The following is a 17,712-nucleotide window of genomic DNA, read 5'->3' on the forward strand; positions in this document are numbered from 1 at the left end:
ATGGTACTAAAGTCGAAATTTGTCTCATTTTGAGAAAAATAGAATAGATAAGCAGGTGTAAGAAGTGAGTTTGTTTTCAACTACTTTTCAAACAATTGAAAATGGAATTAGCTACGCGTCCCAAAAGCAGCAGACGATTGCACAAAATATCGCCAACGTTGATACTCCAAATTATAAATTGAAAACAGTATCGCGTACGAGTGAATTTCGAGATTTATTACATAACGAGTTAGAAGCATATCAGACTGATTCAAAACATATCCCATTTTCCGGTTCATCCCAGCGAGTGATTACCCAGCAACGAAACACTTCCTATCAAGCAAACGGAAACAATGTGGATATGGATAAAGAGATGGCGGATATGGCTGAAAACCAAATTTACTATGAGGCGCTAGTAGATCGTTTAAATGGAAAATTTAATTCTCTTCAAACAGTCATTAGAGGAGGTAAATAAGTTTGACTATTTTTCAAAATATGAATATTACATCTTCAGCTTTAACTGCCAATCGTTTAAGGATGGACGTTGTTTCATCTAACATGGCGAATGCTGAAACGACAAGAGGGACGTACGTTAATGGTGAGTGGCAGCCTTACAAAAGAAAAATGGTTGTCATGCAGTCTGATCGTTCGCCTTCTTTTTCGTCCTTCTTACACTCCGAAATCAATAAAAGTCAAAACAATGGTGTAAAAGTCACAGATATCGCAGAAGATAATACTCCTTTTAATTTAGTGTATAACCCGACGCATCCAGATGCGAATGACCAAGGGTACGTGCAGATGCCGAACGTAGATCCTTTAAAGGAAATGACGGATTTAATTAGTGCTACTCGATCTTATGAAGCAAACGTGACGGTCTTTAATACAAACAAAAGTATATTAACAAAGACGTTAGAAATTGGGAAATAAAGGAGCGATAAAATGATTAATGGTATCAGCAATCAAATAGCAATGGCAAAAACAGCAGCTTCTACTAGCACTGGACAAACAACTCAACAGTTTTCAACGTTTTTAAAAGACTCAATCAATGAGTTAAACAATACTCAACGTGCTTCGGATATAGCGACTGAAAAGCTTGCTAAAGGAGAAAACGTCGAACTCCAAGATGTAATGATTACTGCTCAAAAAGCAAGTATTACGATGCAAACGGCTCTTGAAATACGCAATAAAGCTGTTGAAGCCTATCAGGAAATGATGAGAATGCAAATGTAATTGAGCGGTTATTAAACAAAATGAAAATAGTAATAACCGGAGGAATACCATGAATGAAAGAATAGCTCTTTATCGAGATAAGATGAAAGTCTTTTGGAATAACCGCAAAAAAGGACAGAAAATAGCCCTTATCGCTGCTCCTCTTGCCGCTATTCTAGTCATTAGTTTAGCATCTGTTTTTTTAAACAAGGATAAATTTGTCCCTCTTTATAGCAATCTATCGGCTCAGGAAACAGGACAAATCAAAGCAGAGCTTGATGCTAGAAGCGTTCCTTCAGAAATCTCTGATAACGGAACAACCATTTCGGTGCCTGAACAAAGCGTTGACTCGCTAAAAGTTGATTTAGCTGCACAAGGAATTCCTGATAGCGGAAGTATCGACTATTCATTTTTTGGGAAAAATGCGAGCTTTGGTATGACAGATAATGAATTTGATGTGTTAAAACTCGATGCGATGCAAACTGAATTGGCTAATTTAATGAAAAACATTCAAGGAGTCAACGATGCAAAAGTGATGATTACCCTTCCCAATGAAAGCGTATGGGCGAATGAAAAGCAGGGAGAAGCATCAGCATCGATTGTGCTTAATACAAAGGCTGGTTATAAATTTGATGATCAGCAAATTAAATCTCTTTATCATTTAGTATCCAAAAGTGTGCCAAACCTTCCTACAGATAATATCGTCATCATGAACCAATATTTTGAGTACTTTGATTTAAAAGGTAACGAAACGAATTCAGCTTCTAGCTCATTTGCTTCGCAGAACGAAGCGAAAAAAGAAGTTGAGCGAGATATTCAGCGTCAAGTACAGCAAATGCTAGGAAGACTGGTCGGTCAAGACAAAGTAATGGTCTCTGTTACAGCAGATCTTGATTTTACACAGGAAAATCGCGAAGAAAAGCTAGTAGAGCCTGTTGATAAAGATAATATGCAAGGAATTGCCGTTAGCGCTGAAAAAATTAATGAAACATTTTCTGGTAAAAATGCTCAAGATGGAGGCGTTGCTGGAACAGGAGAAGAAGATACAACAAATTACTCATCTAGTACAACAAGTGGAGACGGAGACTACGAAAAAAACGAAGAACGAATTAATTATGAAGTGAACCGAATTCATAAAGAAATCGTCGAAAGTCCATACAAAATTCAAGACCTTGGCATTCAAGTAATGATAGATCCGTCCAATGCAAAAGGGAAATCACAGGTTTCCGATACGCTTGAGTCAGATGTTCAAAAAATGTTAGGTACAATTGTCCGTACTTCTATTTCAAAAGATGCAAATACGAAAGCTCTCTCGGATAACGCGGTCAGCGATAAGATTACCGTTTCCGTTCAGCCGTTTAATGGACAAGAAACAGCTGACAACACAGCAAGTTCAATTCCATTGTGGATGTATATAATCGGAGGTGCACTGCTGCTTATTATTGTTGTTCTTATTGTGCTGTTGGTTAGGAAAAGACGTCAAGACTTAGATCAAGAGGAATATGATGAAGAGTATGATGAAACTTTTGAAGCATATGAAGCGGCACAAAAAGCCCCTGTTTTAAATGCTGAACAGCAAACAAAAAGCAATCTTGAAACGTTAGCGAAGCAAGACCCGGAAGAGTTCGCAAAACTGCTGCGAACATGGATTAGTGAGGATTAGGAGGAAAGCTAATGGTAAAAGCTATGCAAAAAAATGAGTTAACTGGAAAGCAAAAAGCAGCAATTTTGTTAATTTCTCTCGGTCCTGATGTATCAGCTTCTATCTATAAACATCTCAGTGAAGATGAAATTGAGCAACTAACGCTTGAAATTTCTTCAGTGAGAAAAATAGAGCCGTCTCTAAAAGAAGCTGTTCTTCATGAGTTTGAACAAATAACGCTTGCTCAAAACTACCTTGAAAAAGGAGGAGTAAGCTATGCGAAACAGGTGTTAGAAAAAGCACTTGGACCAGAGCAGGCTATGATGATTATCAATCGATTAACTTCTTCTTTGCAAGTTCGTCCGTTTGACTTTGCCAGAAAAGCTGATCCTATGCAGCTGTTAAATTTCATTCAGCATGAGCATCCTCAGACGATTGCCCTTATTTTATCTTACTTAGAGCCGCCGCAGGCAGGACAAATCTTATCATCACTGCCTCAGGAAAGGCAAGCGGATATTGCAAGACGGATTGCAACGATGGGAAGTACGTCTCCGGAAGTCATTAATGAAGTAGAGCAAATTTTAGAGAGAAAGCTTTCTGCTACTGTTACCCAAGACTATACCCAAACAGGTGGTTTAGAAGCAGTAGTTGAAGTATTAAATGGAGTAGACCGAGCAACTGAAAAAATTATTATTGATACGCTTGAAATTCAAGATCCGGCATTAGCAGAAGAAATCAAACAGCGAATGTTTGTATTTGAGGATATCGTAACGCTCGATAACCGTTCTATTCAGCGTGTGATACGAGATGTAGAAAATGATGATTTATTGTTGAGCTTAAAAGTAGCAAGTGAAGAAGTGAAATCTATTATTTTTAAAAATATGTCTAGCCGTATGGTGGAAACGTTTAAAGAAGAAATGGAATTTATGGGTCCTGTGCGTTTGAAAGATGTAGAGGAAGCTCAGTCACGTATCGTTGCTGGAATTAGACGTTTAGAAGATGCAGGTGAAATTGTACTAGCTCGAGGTGGAGGAGACGATATTATTGTCTAATATCATTAAATCAACTTATACAAATAAACTTTCAGACGAAAATGCAAAGCACATTCAAGTTATTCCATTTGGTTTTCCGATACAAGATGAGTCCACTGAAGAACATCTTCAGCAAGAAAACGCACAGCACGTTATTGAACAAGCGCACAGTGAAGCTGAAATAATAAAGGCCGAGGCAGACGCTTACCGAAAACAAGCTCAAAACGAAATTGAACGTTTGAAAAAGCAGTGGGAAGAAGAGAAGGTGCTGCTGTTTCAACAAGAACAAAAGCGGGGCTATGAAGAAGGATACGAAGAAGGGCTGCTTCAAGGAAAACAAGAGTATGAGCATGTATTAGCCATGTCGCGAAACATTGTTGACGAAACAAAGAATCAGTACTACGAATATATAAATCAATCTGAAGAAGTCATCTTTGAATTAGGTTTCACCCTAGCTGAAACGATTTTAAATGAGCAGCTTCAAAGAGATGAATCATTTTTACCACTTGTTGCAAGGTCTTTAAAAGAAGTTAGAGAACATAAAGAAATCCAGCTTTTTGTTTCCCCGAAAAAATATGCATATGTATGTGAACATAAACGAGAACTGTTCGATTTATTAAACGGAGAAACCGGGCTATTTATTTATGCGGATGAAAATCTTCAGGAAATGGATTGTGTCATCGATTCCTCTTATGGGCGTCTTGTTGCGTCTTTTGATAGCCAGTTAACGGAAATGAAGAAAAAATTAAAAGAACGTTTGTTAGAGGAGAGTAAAAATGAAAGTCGCACAACTCATTCATGAAATCCCGCGCACATCTTCTTTTAAACGGTACGGGAAAGTCAGCCGAGTAGTAGGAATGATGATTGAATCTAAAGGACCTAGAACGTCAATAGGAGATGTTTGCTTTATTCATCTTAGTGAACGAGGAGATAAAATTCGTGCAGAAGTTGTTGGTTTTAACGGCGAGCACGTCGTTTTAATGCCTTATACGTCTGTTCGATATATCGGACCTGGCTGCCTAGTGGAAACGACAGAAAAACCTCTGCAGGTAAGCGTGGGGAAAGAGTTAATAGGTCAAGTGCTTGATTCGTTAGGGAACCCTTTAGACGGGTCTGAACTTTCTCAATATTTGCCGTTTGTTTTAACCGATCAAGATCCCCCTAATCCCTTAGAGCGTCCGCCTATTGAACAGCCGATTGAAGTGGGGGTACGAACAATTGATAGTTTGCTAACAGTAGGTCAAGGGCAGCGCATAGGTATTTTTGCAGGAAGCGGTGTTGGTAAAAGTACGCTGCTCGGGATGATTGCACGCAATACAAAAGCAGATATCAATGTCATTGCCCTTGTAGGCGAGCGAGGAAGAGAAGTTAGAGAGTTTATTGAACGAGATCTTGGAGAGGAAGGGTTAAAGCGCTCCGTTGTAGTAGTTGCTACCTCGGATCAGCCTGCTCTGCTTCGAATGAAAGCAGCATATACAGCTACTTCTATTGCTGAATACTTTCGAGATGAGGGGATGAGCGTCATGATGATGATGGATTCTGTTACCCGTGTAGCAATGGCTCAAAGAGAAATTGGATTAGCCGTAGGTGAACCTCCGACTACCAAAGGTTATACACCATCTGTTTTTGCTAGCTTGCCAAGGCTGCTTGAACGTACAGGAACTAATCAGCATGGATCTATTACTGCTTTTTACACTGTATTAGTAGACGGTGATGATATGAACGAACCTATTTCGGATACGGTGCGAGGCATTATAGACGGACATATTGTACTAGACCGGGAGCTGGCCAATAAAGGTCAATATCCCGCCATCAATGTCTTAAAAAGCGTTAGTCGCGTGATGAACCATATCGTAAGTGAACGGCATAAAGAAGCAGCTGAAAAACTGCGTTCATTAATGGCTACCTATGCTAATTCTGAAGACTTAATTAACATAGGTGCCTACAAAAGAGGATCTTCTGCTTACATTGATGAGGCCATCCACTATCATCCCGTCATTGATGCATTTTTAAAGCAAAAAACGAACGAACATCCATCATTTGAAACAAGTGTAACAAAGCTCTGTGAACTGTTTGTGAAAGGTGAGTAAATATGGCATATGAATTTAGGTTATCTAAAATAATGGCAATCAAGTCAAATGAAAAGGATGAACTGCTATCTCAATATAATCAATCTCTGCAGCAGTTTGAAACAGCCGGTGAAAAGCTTTATAAAAAGCTAAAAGAAAAAGAAACGCTGATTGAACAGCATACGGGCAAAATGAAGCAAGGGCTTTCTATCTTAGAAATTACATCGTTTCAGCAGTTTTTAACAAGTGCCGAACGAGTGATTGAAAGGCTGCAACAAGAGGTCATGTTTGCAAGACAGCAAATGAACTTAAAGAAACTGAAGCTAGAAGAAAAGAACATAGAAGTAAAGAAGTATGAAAAGTTAAAAAAGAGAGACTACGATTCTTATATAACCGCGGAAAAACAGTTAGAAGCGAAGCAAATGGATGAGCTGTCGCTACAGCAGTATATGCTGCATAGGAATTAGGTGGAAAACATGGCTAATCAAAAAGAGTTAAGAGAAGAGTACGAAGAAGAAAACTATGAAGATGGGAAATCTTACAGTAAAAGCCAAGTGTTTTTATTTTTAATCTTTATTCCAGCGGTGTTCCTCATCTTGGCAGCTTACATTGTCCTGACACTTTTAGGCGTCAATGTAAATGATAAAGTTTCGGCTATTACACACGCCATTCCATTTGTATCAAGTGAACAGTCGCAAAAAAATGAAAATATTCAAGAAAGCAATGAAGAGATACAAAAGCAGGTTGAAAGCCTTCAAAAGAAGCTGAGCACAAAAGAAAAGCAAATCGCAGTTTACGAGAAAACGATCACTACAAAAGATCGTCAAATGGATGAACTAAAAATTGAAATGCGCGATATGGAAGAAAAAGCCGACGATGAAGCGAAAAAACAAAAGAACAGTCAGCTGGCAAAAAAAGATGTCATTGCTACCTATGAAAACATGTCTCCTAAAAATGCAGCGCTCATCTTTGCCGAATTAAAAGAAGACAAAGCGGTCGCGATGCTTAAGCAGTTCAAAGCGAGTACAAGAACGGCAATCTTAGAAAAAATGGATCCGAAAGTAGCTGCACGCTATACGACATTGTTAACAGATCAGATTGATGAATAAAAGCAGAGGTGAAAACAGTGGAAATTTCACTACGTCCAGCAGCTGCATCAAAGGTAAACTGCGATGAAAAAGCAGCTGCTAGTCAGACTCAGGGTTTTTTTGAAGAAATTGTTCAGCAGCTTAAGCAGCTAGATGTGCAGCCTTTAGCGCGCGGGGAGAAATCATCGGATGAACAAGCGATAGATCAAGACGTCTTCAAGGCGGTCGGGTTAATGGCGATTCAGTTAAGCGAAGCAGAAGATGAAGAAGATGAAGAAGATGAATCGTCTGTCTTGTACAAACATCTAGCCGAGATGATCGGTAGTATTCCAAGTAATCTAGATTTGGAACAGCCGCTTCTAAAGCTGCAGCACGTGTTAACAGAAATGCAGCGGGCACCTGTTTCATTTGAAACAGACAGTCAAGAACAATATTTGTCTTCTATTTCTACCTTGTTAACCATTTGTAAAAATACATCATCTGCGTTTCAAACAGAATTCGCTCAGCTGATGGAAGAACTACAAAAACCGCAGCTGAAGTCAGTGAAGCTTTCGGATTCGCAGCTTCAAGGCTTGCAGAAAGCTGCTGCTGAAAAAATAGAGAAAATTCATAAACAACCACGTGTATTAACCGATACCTTACATGAAAAGCGCTCTGCTGGTTTCTTCGCCGTTGTCCATGCGGCTCCAACAAGTTCTGTAAGAGATATGGACGCTGTTCATAAAGAGGAAAAAGTGCCACTTTTGAATCAGCTTTCTTGGAAAAAAGATGTGATTTTACGTAACGAAAGTATGAATAGGAATGGTTCAAAAAAGGATAGTGAAATTTCTTTCACTGCTAACACGGCCGGGGCGACGTTAGAAAATAATCCATCATCTTTTAAATCTAAAGAAGTATCTAAGGTCCAAGAATTTTCTATTGATCTAGGGCAAGTAAAATCTGATCATCAACAGTCTGACAATCTGTTAAATGAGCTGCAAAAAATATGGAGTAAAGCTTCGCTCAGTGCTGAAGAGGGAACATCCAAGCTTTCCATTAAATTGTTTCCAAAGCAGCTAGGGACGATTTCAATTGAAGTCCTTCAACAAGACAATGAAACAATTGCGCAGGTTGTGGTATCGTCAGCGAAAATAAAAGAGCTATTAGACACCAACCTTTTGACTTTACGGCGAGTTTTAAATTCTCAGCATGTATCCGTTGATGAAGTCGATGTGGCCGCTGTTGGAGCAGCTCCAGAAAGTTCTATAACAGATATGAACGCTTTTGGTAAAGAAGAAAAAGGGTCGCAGTTTTCTATTGATTTAAGGCAAGCAAAATCAGACTATCAGCAGTCTAGGGATTTGGTGAATAATCTGGAAAAAATATGGAGTGAAGCTTCCATCAGTATTGAAGAAGGAGCATCCAAGCTTTCCATTAAGTTGTTTCCAAAGCAGCTAGGGACGATTTCAATTGAAGTGTTTCAACAAGACAATGAAACGGTTGCACAAGTAGCTGTATCATCAGCGAAAACAAAAGAGCTGTTAAATGCCAACCTTTTTAGATTAAGACAAGCTCTCACGTCTCAGCATGTATCGGTTGAACAAGTGGGTTCGGTGGGCGTTCAAGCAGCTCCAAAAAGTTCAGTAACAGATATGACTGCTTTTGGTAAAGAAGAAAAAGAGCTGCAGTTTTCTATGGATTTAGGGAAAGCGAAATCAGATTATGAACAGTCTAGCGATCTGGTAAACAAGCTGGAAAAAATATGGAGTAAAGCTTCGATTGGTTCTAAAGAAGGAGTATCCAAGCTTTCCATTCAGCTATTTCCAAAGCAGCTAGAGAAAATATCAATTGAAGTGCTTCAACAAGACGATGAAACGATTGCGCAGATTGTAGTATCGTCAGCAAAAACAAAAGAGCTGTTAGATGCCAATCTTTTCAGATTACGGCAGGCTCTTGGGTTTCAGCATGTATCGGTTGTACAAGTGGATATGGACGCTGTTCATACAGCTTCAGAAAGTTCTGTGAAAAATATGAATGCTTTTCCTAAAGAAGAAAAAGTACCGTTTTTGAATCAGCTTTCATGGAAAAAAGATGTGGTTGTACCCAGCGGAAGTGTAGATACCAATAGCTTTTTAAAAAATAGCGAAAGTCCGGCAGGTACACACACAACCGGGGCGACAGTAGAGAATCAGCCATCATCCTTTGGAAGTGGAGAAATGCCTAAGCTTCAGCAGTTCTCTATTTATCTAGGGCAAGCAAAATCTGACTATCAGCAGTCTAGCAATTTGGTAAACGAGCTGCAAAAAATATGGAGTAAAGCTTCGTTTAGTACCGAAGAGGGAACATCTAAGCTTCTCATTAAGTTATTTCCAAAACAGCTAGGTGCGATTTCAATTGAAATGCTTCAGAAAGACAGCGAAACGGTTGCGCGAATTGTAGTATCGTCAGTAAAAACAAAAGAGTTATTGGACTCCAATCTTTCAACTTTGCGGCACGGTCTCGCGTCTCAGCATGTATCAATTGATAAAATCGATGTGCTACTGTCGGAACAAGCGGTGTCGTATAACAATGAAAATGATCAGCAAAAAGAAAGACAGGAAAAAGAAGCGTTTAAAAAAGAAGAAGAAGATCAAGATTCACAACAATTGGAAGAATCGGCTTCCTTTCTATCTTCTTTTGAATCAGCGCTCATTAACTACAACGTATAGGTGATAACAATGACAAATGAAATTACGTCTGACTTGTATTTAAGCAATAGGAACACACAAGTGAAGCAAACGGGAAACAGCTCGCTTGGCAAAGATGACTTTTTGAAGCTTTTGATTGCTCAGCTTCAAAATCAAGATCCAATGAATCCAATGGAAGACAAAGACTTTATTGCTCAAATGGCTCAGTTTTCATCTCTTGAACAAATGACAAATATGAGCACATCGCTCAATACGTTTGTAACGCAGTCTCAGGCTTCTCCTATTTTAAAAGGAAGCGAATTAATTGGTAAAACGGCTGCATGGTTAGATGAAGAAGGAAATAAAAAGCAAGGAGTCATTTCAACAGCATCCGTCAAAAACAATGAGGTATCGTTTACGATCAACGATGAAAATCATACGGTACTTTCGCTAAACGATATCTTAGAAATAAGCAGTTAACCAACCAAATTTAAGGAGTGATTTTATGTTACGTTCGATGTATTCAGGAATCAGCGGCATGAAAAATTTTCAAACCAAATTAGATGTCCTAGGAAATAACATTGCCAATGTTAATACGTACGGCTATAAAAAAGGACGTACAACGTTTCAAGATTTAGTAAGTCAGCAGGTAGCAGGAGCAACAGCACCGGGAGCTAACCGTGGAGGTGTTAATGCTAAACAAGTCGGGTTAGGTTCGCAAATTGGTACGGTTGATACAGTTCAAACGGCAGGGAGTATTCAGTCAACGGGACGGCCGCTCGATTTAGCTATTTCTGGGGATGGATATTTTATTGTCGGAAATAGTGGTACACAAAACAATGGAACGGTCACAAACCCCATGTATACGAGGGCGGGAAACTTTTATTTAGATAGAAATGGAGCCTTGGTAACAGGGAGTGGCCTTTATTTGCAAAGTTCGACCAATCAGAAAATCGTTATTCCTCCAAATAGTCAAAGCTATGGCATTGGCTCAGATGGCTCAGTGAATTATATAGACAATACTGGTGTATCGAGGGTTGCAGGTACTATTAAACTTGCAAAGTTTGCTAACAATGAAGGACTTCAAAAAGTGGGAGGAAACTTGTTTGCAGATACTCCAAATGCGGGGCTGGTTACAACTCCTGCAAACATTACTCCCGGAAACAGTGGTACAGGAACGCTCGTCTCAAGCGCCCTTGAAATGTCCAACGTTGATTTATCGGAAGAATTCACGGATATGATTGTTGCACAGCGCGGATTTCAAGCGAACACAAGAATTATTACAACATCCGATGAAATACTGCAAGAGCTAGTGAATCTAAAACGATAGGCGGGAGGAAGGAGTAGGTATTACTCCGGTTAATTATGATCACTTTAACAAGGCTAAACGGCAAAACATTTACGTTAAATGCGCTCTACATCGAGCAGGTTGAGGCATTTCCTGATACGACCATTACGCTAACGAATAACAAAAAGCTGGTGGTAAAGGATTCAGTTGAAGAAGTGAATGAGAAAGTGACGAGTTATTATCAGCGAATTAACGTATTAGGGCTGCAGCAAACGACGGAGGAATAAAGTGTGTTTAAAAATAAGCTAGTTAGTAAGATGATTATTATTCTGCTTTCTTTTACGTTAATAGGAAGCGTTGCTGTTATCGTGACGTTAAAGTATACAGAGCAGGCAAGTACTGAAAAAGGTCCATCTATTGACGATGTGATCAAAGCTTCTGTGGATGTAACGGATATTAAAACAAATTTAAAAAGCAATAACTACATCAGCATCTCTTTTAAAATTCAAATGGATAGTAAAAAAGCAGCGGCAGAGCTTCAAAAAAGAGATTTTCAAGTAAGGGACATTATTATCAAAAGGCTCTCAGATATGAGTGCTCAAGATTTTGAAGGAACGCAAGGACTCAGCACGTTAGAAACAGATATTGCAAAGCAAATTGATCAATTAATGGAAAACGGACATGTTGTTAAAATTTATACAACGTCTAAAGTGTTGCAGTAAAGAAAAAGGGAGGGAAGCTAGTGGCAGGGGATGTATTATCACAAAATGAAATTGACGCCCTATTATCCGCGTTATCAACCGGAGAGATGGATGCGGATGAGCTAAAAAAGGAAAATAAAAAACAGCGTATTCGTACATATGATTTTAAACGCGCCCTGCGTTTTTCAAAAGATCAGATTCGCAGTTTGACGCGAATTCATGAAAATTATGCGCGCATGTTAATCAACGTCTTTTCGGCGCAGCTTCGTAACGTTGTACAAGTGTCCGTTGTATCAGTGGATCAAATTCCGTATGAGGAGTTCATTCGCTCTGTTCCGAAAGTAACCATCTTAAACGTGATAGCCGTCCCTCCTTTAGAAGGGCATATCATTATGGAAGTCAATCCGAACATTGCCTATGCGATGCTTGACCGCTTGCTTGGGGGACAAGGCGAGAGCGGTGGGAAAATTAGTAACTTAACGGAGATTGAAACGAGCTTGGTTCGAAACTTGTTAGAGAAAACGTTAGACAGTATGAGAGAAGCTTGGAGTTCTATTGCGGAAATTGAACCTGAAACATCAGAGTTTGAAGTGAATCCTCAGTTTTTGCAGGTAATTTCACCAAATGAAATTGTCATCGTCATTTCATTAAACGTACAAATTGGAGATGAAACGGGCATGATCAATCTATGTATTCCGCACGTGACGCTTGAGCCGATTGTGTCCAAACTGTCCGTTCATTACTGGATGCAATCTTCGAAAAAAGAACCTAACGTACAAGAGGTTGAGCAGCTAAAGGAACAAATCAATGATGCGGAATTGCAGGTTGTAGCCGAGCTAGGAAAAGCGGATATTTCAATTGAAGATTTCCTAGCATTAGATGCGGGAGATGTCATTCGACTGCAAACAAGCGTTCATAATCCGTTAACTATTTACGTCGGAGAACAACCTAAATTTATTGCACAGCCTGGAAAAGTCAGTCGGAAAGTCGCTGTGCAAATTCTAGATGATGTTAAGAGGAGGAACGAAAGGAATGAACGATGACATGCTTTCGCAAGATGAAATTGATGCGTTGTTAAAAGGAACTTCTTCACTTGACGAGTTTTCAGAGCCGAATAAGTCAAGTCAAGTAGATGATTACTTTACGGAAATGGAAAAAGACGCGCTTGGCGAAATTGGAAATATTTCGTTTGGCAGTTCAGCAACAGCGCTATCGGCTTTATTGAATCAAAAAGTCGATATTACCACACCATTTGTATCGCTCGTATATAAAGAAGAGCTGACGGATGAATTTCCAAATCCTCATGTCGCTGTACAAGTTCAGTATACAGAAGGCTTTTCTGGTACGAATTTGTTAGTTATTAAACATGAAGATGCAGCTGTTATTTCAGATTTGATGCTTGGTGGAACGGGTGAGAATCCGACAGAAATCATGGATGAAATTAAGCTGAGTGCAGTGCAGGAAGCGATGAATCAAATGATGGGTTCTGCAGCGACGTCTATGTCTACGGTATTTCAAAAGAAAATTGATATCTCTCCGCCGAGCTTAGATATTTTAAATATTCAAAAAGGGGAAGGCACAGAGTTGATTCCCCAAGATGACGTCTTTGTAAAGGTCTCTTTTAATTTGAAGGTAGGCACATTAATCGATTCGAATATTATGCAGCTTTTATCGATATCTTTTGCCAAAAGCTTGGTGGAAGAGCTCTTAGTTCCAAGCGCAGAAGATACGGCAGCTTCTATTGAAAAAGAATCAGACCTTAACGAAAAGCAAACAGAACCGCCGGCAGCTGAATACATACAGCATGAAGAAACACAGCAGGCAAAATCTGTTCATGTACCAGTTGATATTCAGCCCGCATCGTTTTCAGAGTTCGAGCACGTGTCTTCTCCTCAAGGAGATTCACGAAATTTAGACATGCTGCTTGATATCCCGCTTCAAGTTACCGTGGAGCTTGGAAGAACTAAGCGAACGGTTCAAGAGATTTTAGCATTATCTTCTGGTGCAATCATTGAACTTGATAAACTAGCAGGCGAACCAGTAGATATCTTGATTAATAGCAAATTAATTGCAAAAGGTGAAGTGGTCGTCATTGACGAGAATTTTGGCGTTCGCGTAACCGATATTATTAGTCAAAGAGACCGTATTAACAAACTAAAGTAATGATTTTTAGGAGGAGTAGAGATGGGAAACCGAATTTTAATTGTAGATGATGCTGCATTCATGCGCATGATGATCAAAGATATTTTAACGAAAAATGGATATGAAGTAGTAGCGGAAGCGGCAGACGGCCAGCAGGCTGTGGAGTTATTTAAAGAGCATGCACCAGATCTTGTCACAATGGATATTACGATGCCTGAAATGGATGGAATTACGGCCTTAAAAGAAATTAAAAGCATAAAAAGTGATGCTAAGGTGATTATGTGTTCAGCCATGGGCCAGCAGGCAATGGTGATTGATGCGATTCAAGCAGGGGCAAAAGATTTTATCGTTAAGCCTTTTCAAGCAGATCGAGTATTAGAGGCAATTTCAAAAGCAATTGGATAAACAACAGATTGGCGGGGCTTTCCCGCTAATCTTACACTATGTTGAAGTAAGAGGTGGCAGGCATTGCTGCGAAAGTTCGTAATTGCTGCGCTGTTAATAAGCGTATTAGCAGGATCAAATCAAATCGTCTATGCAGAAAGTGGATCTGCATCGGTAAAAGAATGTTTGGAAAAAACGGAGAAGTGTTTAGAAAGTGAGAGTGCTGATTCAAAAGAAAAAACTGCACTCCAGGTGACGCCTACGCTCTCAGCTGGAGATATTATGAAGATGATATTCGCGTTTTTACTTGTAATTGGGCTGCTTTTTGCACTCTTAAAATTTGTCAATAAAAAAGGAAGGCTGCTGCAAAAAAATAAAATAGTACAAAACTTGGGGGGTACAAATGTTGGAAGCAGCAAATCTGTACAAGTAGTCAAAGTTGGAGATCAGCTTTTAATCATTGGAGTCGGTGAAAATGTGCAGCTTCTTTCAGAAATTACAGGGCAAGAGAAACAGCAGCTGCTCACGCAGTATGAGGAACAACAGAAAAACGAGAGCGAATATAAAGTCGTACTACCGTCTTTTTTAGAAAAATTGACTTCTAAAAAAGAAGAGAAATCCAGCCATTCTTTTCAACAGCTTTTTCAGCGAGAAATGAATGAAATGAAAATAAAAAGGCAAAACGTACTAAAAGAGTTAGAAAGGAACAAAAAGAACGATGAATGAAGTGATGAACCTCTTTAACTCGAGCAGTCCTACAAATATTTCCACGTCTGTCCAGCTTTTGTTGCTGCTGACGGTGTTTTCGGTAGCTCCTGGAATTTTAATTATGATGACCTGCTTTACACGCATTGTCATTGTGCTGTCATTTGTACGTACATCGCTCGGGACACAGCAAATGCCTCCTAATCAAATATTAGTTGGTTTATCGCTGTTTTTAACGTTTTTTATTATGGCGCCAACTTTTTCTCAGGTAAATGAACAGGCGCTTCAGCCGCTTTTAAAAGAAAAAATCACGCTGAATCAAGCCTATGAAAAAGCAGCTGAACCAATGAAAGAATTTATGAGTGCTCATACAAGACAAAAAGATTTAGCTCTTTTTTTAGAATATGCGGATATAGATAAGCCATCCTCTGTTCAAGATATTCCCTTAACTGCGCTCGTTCCGGCTTATGCAATCAGTGAGCTAAAGACAGCATTTCAAATTGGATTTATGATTTTTATTCCTTTTCTCATTATCGATATGATTATAGCAAGCGTGCTGATGTCTATGGGAATGATGATGCTTCCTCCCGTTATGATTTCGCTCCCGTTTAAAATTTTACTATTTGTACTGGTTGACGGCTGGAATTTAGTTGTTAAATCATTATTAATAAGTTTTCAATAGGTGATAGACAATGAATGGAGAATTTGTCATTTCGTTAGCAGAAAAAGGCGTGTATACAATCCTAATTGTATCTGGCCCTTTATTACTGCTGGCCCTTGTAGTTGGGCTCATTATTAGTATTTTTCAAGCAACTACCCAGATTCAAGAGCAAACTCTTGCTTTTGTTCCTAAGATTGTAGCGGTCTTAGTAGGTATTGTATTTTTTGGTCCGTGGATGTTATCAAAAATGATTTCATTTACATATGAAATTTTTTCAAATCTGTATCGGTACGTAGGATAGCTATGAGTCAGTTGATCTTATCCTATCCCGCGTTTTTACTAGTGCTAGTGCGGGTAACGTCTTTTTTTATTACGGTTCCGCTATTTTCATACAAAACGATTCCCGCAGTTCATAAGGTAGGTTTGTCTGCCTCGCTATCCGTTATTATTGCGACAACAATTGATTTACCCGTCGTTTCGTTAGATGCACAGTTTGTACTTTTAGTAGTAAAAGAATGTGCTGTTGGGTTGTTTATTGGTTTGACTGCGTATGTATTTATTATGGCTATTCAAATTGCCGGAGGTCTCATTGATTTTCAAGTTGGGTTTGCGATTGCCAACGTAATAGATCCGCAGACAGGGGCGCAAAGTCCGATACTAGGTCAATATTTATATGTATTTGCTCTCCTATTTTTATTATCGACCAATGGACATCATTTATTAATAGACGGCATCTATAATAGTTATTTAATTATTCCGTTAGACAAAGTAGCTTTCCCTGTGGGAAGCCAAGCATTTGCTACACACATCATAACTGTTTTTTCATCGATGTTTTTAGTAGCTGTTCAAATGTCTTTGCCTTTGGTAGGTTCATTATTTTTAGTCGATATCGCGCTTGGAATTGTCGCGAGAACCGTTCCGCAGTTAAATATTTTCGTAGTGGGGTTTCCGGTAAAAATTATTGTTGCCTTTATTTTGCTGATTGTCGTGATGGGGAGCATGTTTTATATGATGCAAATCATATTTGAACAAATGATAGAAGCGATGCGCGCGATGATTCGCATATTAGGAGGGGTGTAGCTTTGTTTTTAGTAAAAGTTGATTTGCAATTTTTCGCGGGAGAAAAAACGGAAAAAGCTACACCTAAAAAAAAGCAAGACTCTAGAAAAAAAGGACAGGTAGCTAAAAGTCAAGACGTTACAACTGCGCTCATCCTTTTAATGGTTTTTCTTTATTTTTTGTTTGGAGCCAAACAGTTTTTACAGCAAATGATGAAGTTGTTAAGAGAAGCTTTTCAAACGTATATGCTTGAGGAAGTGACGGCAGAGCGCGTATTTGCAATGTTTAAGCACCTTCTTCCTTCAATAGCTCTTGCAGCAGGTCCTGTTATGCTCGCAGCTTTTATTGCTGCGCTCGGAGCGAATTATATGCAGGTTGGTATTCTTTTTTCCACGGAGGCTCTTCAGCCTAAGTTAGAAAAGATTAACCCTATTAGCGGAGCCAAACGGATTTTTGCCATGAGAGCGCTGGTAGAACTAATCAAGTCAACGCTGAAAATTATGTGTATCGGAGCCGTCACGTTTTTTATCTTATGGATTCACATAGAAGATGTATTAAATTTATCTCAAAAAAGTATAGGGGACTCGCTGATTGTTCTGTCTAAGCTTGTTTTTCAAATGGGACTTGCAGCCTCGCTTATGCTTTTATTTTTATCGCTGCTTGATTATTTGTACCAAAAGTTTGATTTCGAGAAAAATATTCGAATGTCAAAGCAAGATATCAAAGATGAGCATAAAAACATTGAAGGGGATCCTCTAATCAAATCAAAAATAAAGCAAAAGCAGCGGGAAATGGCAATGTCTCGCATGATGCAAGAAGTTCCAAAAGCGGATGTCATCATTACAAACCCCACTCATTATGCCATTGCTTTAAAATATGATGAAGAAAAAATGGATGCTCCCTATGTTGTAGCCAGCGGCGTAGATTTTATTGCTCAAAAGATTAAAGGAATTGCCAAAAGCCATGAAATCATTATGGTAGAGAACCGTCCGCTGGCAAGAGCACTTTTTGACCAAACCAAAGTAGGAGATGCAGTACCCGAAGAGTTTTTTAAAGCGGTGGCTGAAATATTAGCTTACGTATACCGCATTCAAAATAAAATGTAACGT

The 17,712-nt window shown here is 39.1% G+C and carries 22 protein-coding genes; all 22 read left to right on the top strand.

From position 1 onward, the window contains the following. Window positions 1–64 precede the first annotated feature (64 nt). The gene (gene flgB, locus ACFX4E_RS03535; RefSeq protein WP_377237886.1) at window positions 65–454 is read left to right on the top strand and encodes a flagellar basal body rod protein FlgB; all 390 of its coding nucleotides are present in this window, start codon (window positions 65–67) and stop codon (window positions 452–454) included. A 2-nt stretch (window positions 455–456) separates the two neighbouring features. Further along, window positions 457–906 (top strand): flagellar basal body rod protein FlgC, encoded by a 450-nt coding sequence (flgC, locus tag ACFX4E_RS03540; protein ID WP_060745972.1) that lies wholly within the window; start codon window positions 457–459, stop codon window positions 904–906. A gap of 12 nt (window positions 907–918) precedes the next feature. Continuing rightward, on the top strand, window positions 919–1,209 hold the full coding sequence (fliE, locus tag ACFX4E_RS03545; protein ID WP_050689647.1) for a flagellar hook-basal body complex protein FliE: 291 nt from the start codon (window positions 919–921) through the stop codon (window positions 1,207–1,209). 49 nt (window positions 1,210–1,258) lie between these two features. Next, a complete protein-coding gene (gene fliF / locus ACFX4E_RS03550) occupies window positions 1,259–2,851 on the top strand; it encodes a flagellar basal-body MS-ring/collar protein FliF (protein ID WP_377237885.1) in 1,593 nt (530 codons plus the stop codon). 11 nt (window positions 2,852–2,862) lie between these two features. Further along, entirely contained in the window at window positions 2,863–3,882 is a 1,020-nt protein-coding gene (gene fliG / locus ACFX4E_RS03555) for a flagellar motor switch protein FliG (RefSeq protein ID WP_028410811.1), read from the top strand. Beyond that, on the top strand, window positions 3,875–4,663 hold the full coding sequence (gene fliH, locus ACFX4E_RS03560; RefSeq protein WP_377237884.1) for a flagellar assembly protein FliH: 789 nt from the start codon (window positions 3,875–3,877) through the stop codon (window positions 4,661–4,663). Before fliG ends, fliH begins: the two co-directional genes overlap by 8 nt. Then, the gene (gene fliI, locus ACFX4E_RS03565) at window positions 4,638–5,951 is read left to right on the top strand and encodes a flagellar protein export ATPase FliI (protein ID WP_028410813.1); all 1,314 of its coding nucleotides are present in this window, start codon (window positions 4,638–4,640) and stop codon (window positions 5,949–5,951) included. The genes fliH and fliI overlap by 26 nt, the downstream gene beginning before the upstream one ends. Window positions 5,952–5,953: 2 nt before the next feature. Beyond that, window positions 5,954–6,397: a flagellar export protein FliJ gene (gene fliJ / locus ACFX4E_RS03570; RefSeq protein WP_013058874.1), complete on the top strand. Its 444-nt coding sequence runs from the start codon at window positions 5,954–5,956 to the stop codon at window positions 6,395–6,397. A gap of 9 nt (window positions 6,398–6,406) precedes the next feature. After that, complete coding sequence (locus ACFX4E_RS03575) at window positions 6,407–7,039, top strand: MotE family protein (RefSeq protein ID WP_060745975.1); 633 nt, start codon at window positions 6,407–6,409, stop codon at window positions 7,037–7,039. 17 nt (window positions 7,040–7,056) lie between these two features. Then, window positions 7,057–9,705 carry a flagellar hook-length control protein FliK gene (locus ACFX4E_RS03580; RefSeq protein ID WP_377258786.1) on the top strand — a complete coding sequence of 883 codons (2,649 nt, stop codon included), beginning with the start codon at window positions 7,057–7,059 and terminating at the stop codon, window positions 9,703–9,705. 9 nt (window positions 9,706–9,714) lie between these two features. Then, complete coding sequence (gene flgD / locus ACFX4E_RS03585) at window positions 9,715–10,143, top strand: flagellar hook assembly protein FlgD (RefSeq protein ID WP_098333992.1); 429 nt, start codon at window positions 9,715–9,717, stop codon at window positions 10,141–10,143. A 25-nt stretch (window positions 10,144–10,168) separates the two neighbouring features. After that, window positions 10,169–10,993, top strand: a complete 825-nt coding sequence (gene flgG / locus ACFX4E_RS03590; protein ID WP_014458441.1) for a flagellar basal body rod protein FlgG — start codon at window positions 10,169–10,171, stop codon at window positions 10,991–10,993. Between the two features lie 35 nt (window positions 10,994–11,028). After that, window positions 11,029–11,238 (top strand): flagellar FlbD family protein, encoded by a 210-nt coding sequence (locus ACFX4E_RS03595; protein ID WP_025750317.1) that lies wholly within the window; start codon window positions 11,029–11,031, stop codon window positions 11,236–11,238. Between the two features lie 3 nt (window positions 11,239–11,241). Next, window positions 11,242–11,673, top strand: coding sequence for a flagellar basal body-associated protein FliL (gene fliL / locus ACFX4E_RS03600; RefSeq protein WP_028410818.1), 432 nt, complete (start codon window positions 11,242–11,244; stop codon window positions 11,671–11,673). Window positions 11,674–11,693: 20 nt separating this feature from the next. Further along, window positions 11,694–12,695: a flagellar motor switch protein FliM gene (gene fliM / locus ACFX4E_RS03605; RefSeq protein ID WP_028410819.1), complete on the top strand. Its 1,002-nt coding sequence runs from the start codon at window positions 11,694–11,696 to the stop codon at window positions 12,693–12,695. Further along, entirely contained in the window at window positions 12,685–13,815 is a 1,131-nt protein-coding gene (gene fliY, locus ACFX4E_RS03610; RefSeq protein WP_377237882.1) for a flagellar motor switch phosphatase FliY, read from the top strand. The genes fliM and fliY overlap by 11 nt, the downstream gene beginning before the upstream one ends. A gap of 21 nt (window positions 13,816–13,836) precedes the next feature. Beyond that, window positions 13,837–14,199 carry a response regulator gene (locus ACFX4E_RS03615; protein ID WP_028410821.1) on the top strand — a complete coding sequence of 121 codons (363 nt, stop codon included), beginning with the start codon at window positions 13,837–13,839 and terminating at the stop codon, window positions 14,197–14,199. 63 nt (window positions 14,200–14,262) lie between these two features. Beyond that, entirely contained in the window at window positions 14,263–14,904 is a 642-nt protein-coding gene (locus ACFX4E_RS03620) for a flagellar biosynthetic protein FliO (RefSeq protein WP_060745980.1), read from the top strand. After that, on the top strand, window positions 14,897–15,565 hold the full coding sequence (fliP, locus tag ACFX4E_RS03625; protein ID WP_013084783.1) for a flagellar type III secretion system pore protein FliP: 669 nt from the start codon (window positions 14,897–14,899) through the stop codon (window positions 15,563–15,565). Before ACFX4E_RS03620 ends, fliP begins: the two co-directional genes overlap by 8 nt. Before the next feature lie 10 nt (window positions 15,566–15,575). Next, a complete protein-coding gene (gene fliQ / locus ACFX4E_RS03630) occupies window positions 15,576–15,845 on the top strand; it encodes a flagellar biosynthesis protein FliQ (protein ID WP_016765390.1) in 270 nt (89 codons plus the stop codon). Between the two features lie 2 nt (window positions 15,846–15,847). Continuing rightward, on the top strand, window positions 15,848–16,624 hold the full coding sequence (gene fliR, locus ACFX4E_RS03635; RefSeq protein ID WP_025750309.1) for a flagellar biosynthetic protein FliR: 777 nt from the start codon (window positions 15,848–15,850) through the stop codon (window positions 16,622–16,624). 2 nt (window positions 16,625–16,626) lie between these two features. Further along, the gene (flhB, locus tag ACFX4E_RS03640) at window positions 16,627–17,709 is read left to right on the top strand and encodes a flagellar biosynthesis protein FlhB (RefSeq protein WP_050689634.1); all 1,083 of its coding nucleotides are present in this window, start codon (window positions 16,627–16,629) and stop codon (window positions 17,707–17,709) included. Window positions 17,710–17,712 lie beyond the last annotated feature (3 nt).

The organism is Priestia sp. YIM B13491 (assembly GCF_042787605.1).
Classification (GTDB): Bacteria; Bacillota; Bacilli; order Bacillales; family Bacillaceae_H; genus Priestia; species Priestia megaterium_E.

Excerpts from the sequence above, each read along its gene's own strand:
- fliY (WP_377237882.1), top strand. The coding sequence starts at position 12,685 with ATGAACGATGACATGCTTTCGCAAGATGAAATTGATGCGTTGTTAAAA.
- fliG (WP_028410811.1), top strand. The coding sequence starts at position 2,863 with ATGGTAAAAGCTATGCAAAAAAATGAGTTAACTGGAAAGCAAAAAGCA.
- ACFX4E_RS03595 (WP_025750317.1), top strand. The coding sequence starts at position 11,029 with ATGATCACTTTAACAAGGCTAAACGGCAAAACATTTACGTTAAATGCG.
- flgG (WP_014458441.1), top strand. The coding sequence starts at position 10,169 with ATGTTACGTTCGATGTATTCAGGAATCAGCGGCATGAAAAATTTTCAA.
- fliI (WP_028410813.1), top strand. The coding sequence starts at position 4,638 with ATGAAAGTCGCACAACTCATTCATGAAATCCCGCGCACATCTTCTTTT.
- fliF (WP_377237885.1), top strand. The coding sequence starts at position 1,259 with ATGAATGAAAGAATAGCTCTTTATCGAGATAAGATGAAAGTCTTTTGG.
- fliE (WP_050689647.1), top strand. The coding sequence starts at position 919 with ATGATTAATGGTATCAGCAATCAAATAGCAATGGCAAAAACAGCAGCT.
- flgD (WP_098333992.1), top strand. The coding sequence starts at position 9,715 with ATGACAAATGAAATTACGTCTGACTTGTATTTAAGCAATAGGAACACA.
- fliR (WP_025750309.1), top strand. The coding sequence starts at position 15,848 with ATGAGTCAGTTGATCTTATCCTATCCCGCGTTTTTACTAGTGCTAGTG.
- fliJ (WP_013058874.1), top strand. The coding sequence starts at position 5,954 with ATGGCATATGAATTTAGGTTATCTAAAATAATGGCAATCAAGTCAAAT.
- ACFX4E_RS03615 (WP_028410821.1), top strand. The coding sequence starts at position 13,837 with ATGGGAAACCGAATTTTAATTGTAGATGATGCTGCATTCATGCGCATG.
- fliQ (WP_016765390.1), top strand. The coding sequence starts at position 15,576 with ATGAATGGAGAATTTGTCATTTCGTTAGCAGAAAAAGGCGTGTATACA.
- ACFX4E_RS03575 (WP_060745975.1), top strand. The coding sequence starts at position 6,407 with ATGGCTAATCAAAAAGAGTTAAGAGAAGAGTACGAAGAAGAAAACTAT.
- fliP (WP_013084783.1), top strand. The coding sequence starts at position 14,897 with ATGAATGAAGTGATGAACCTCTTTAACTCGAGCAGTCCTACAAATATT.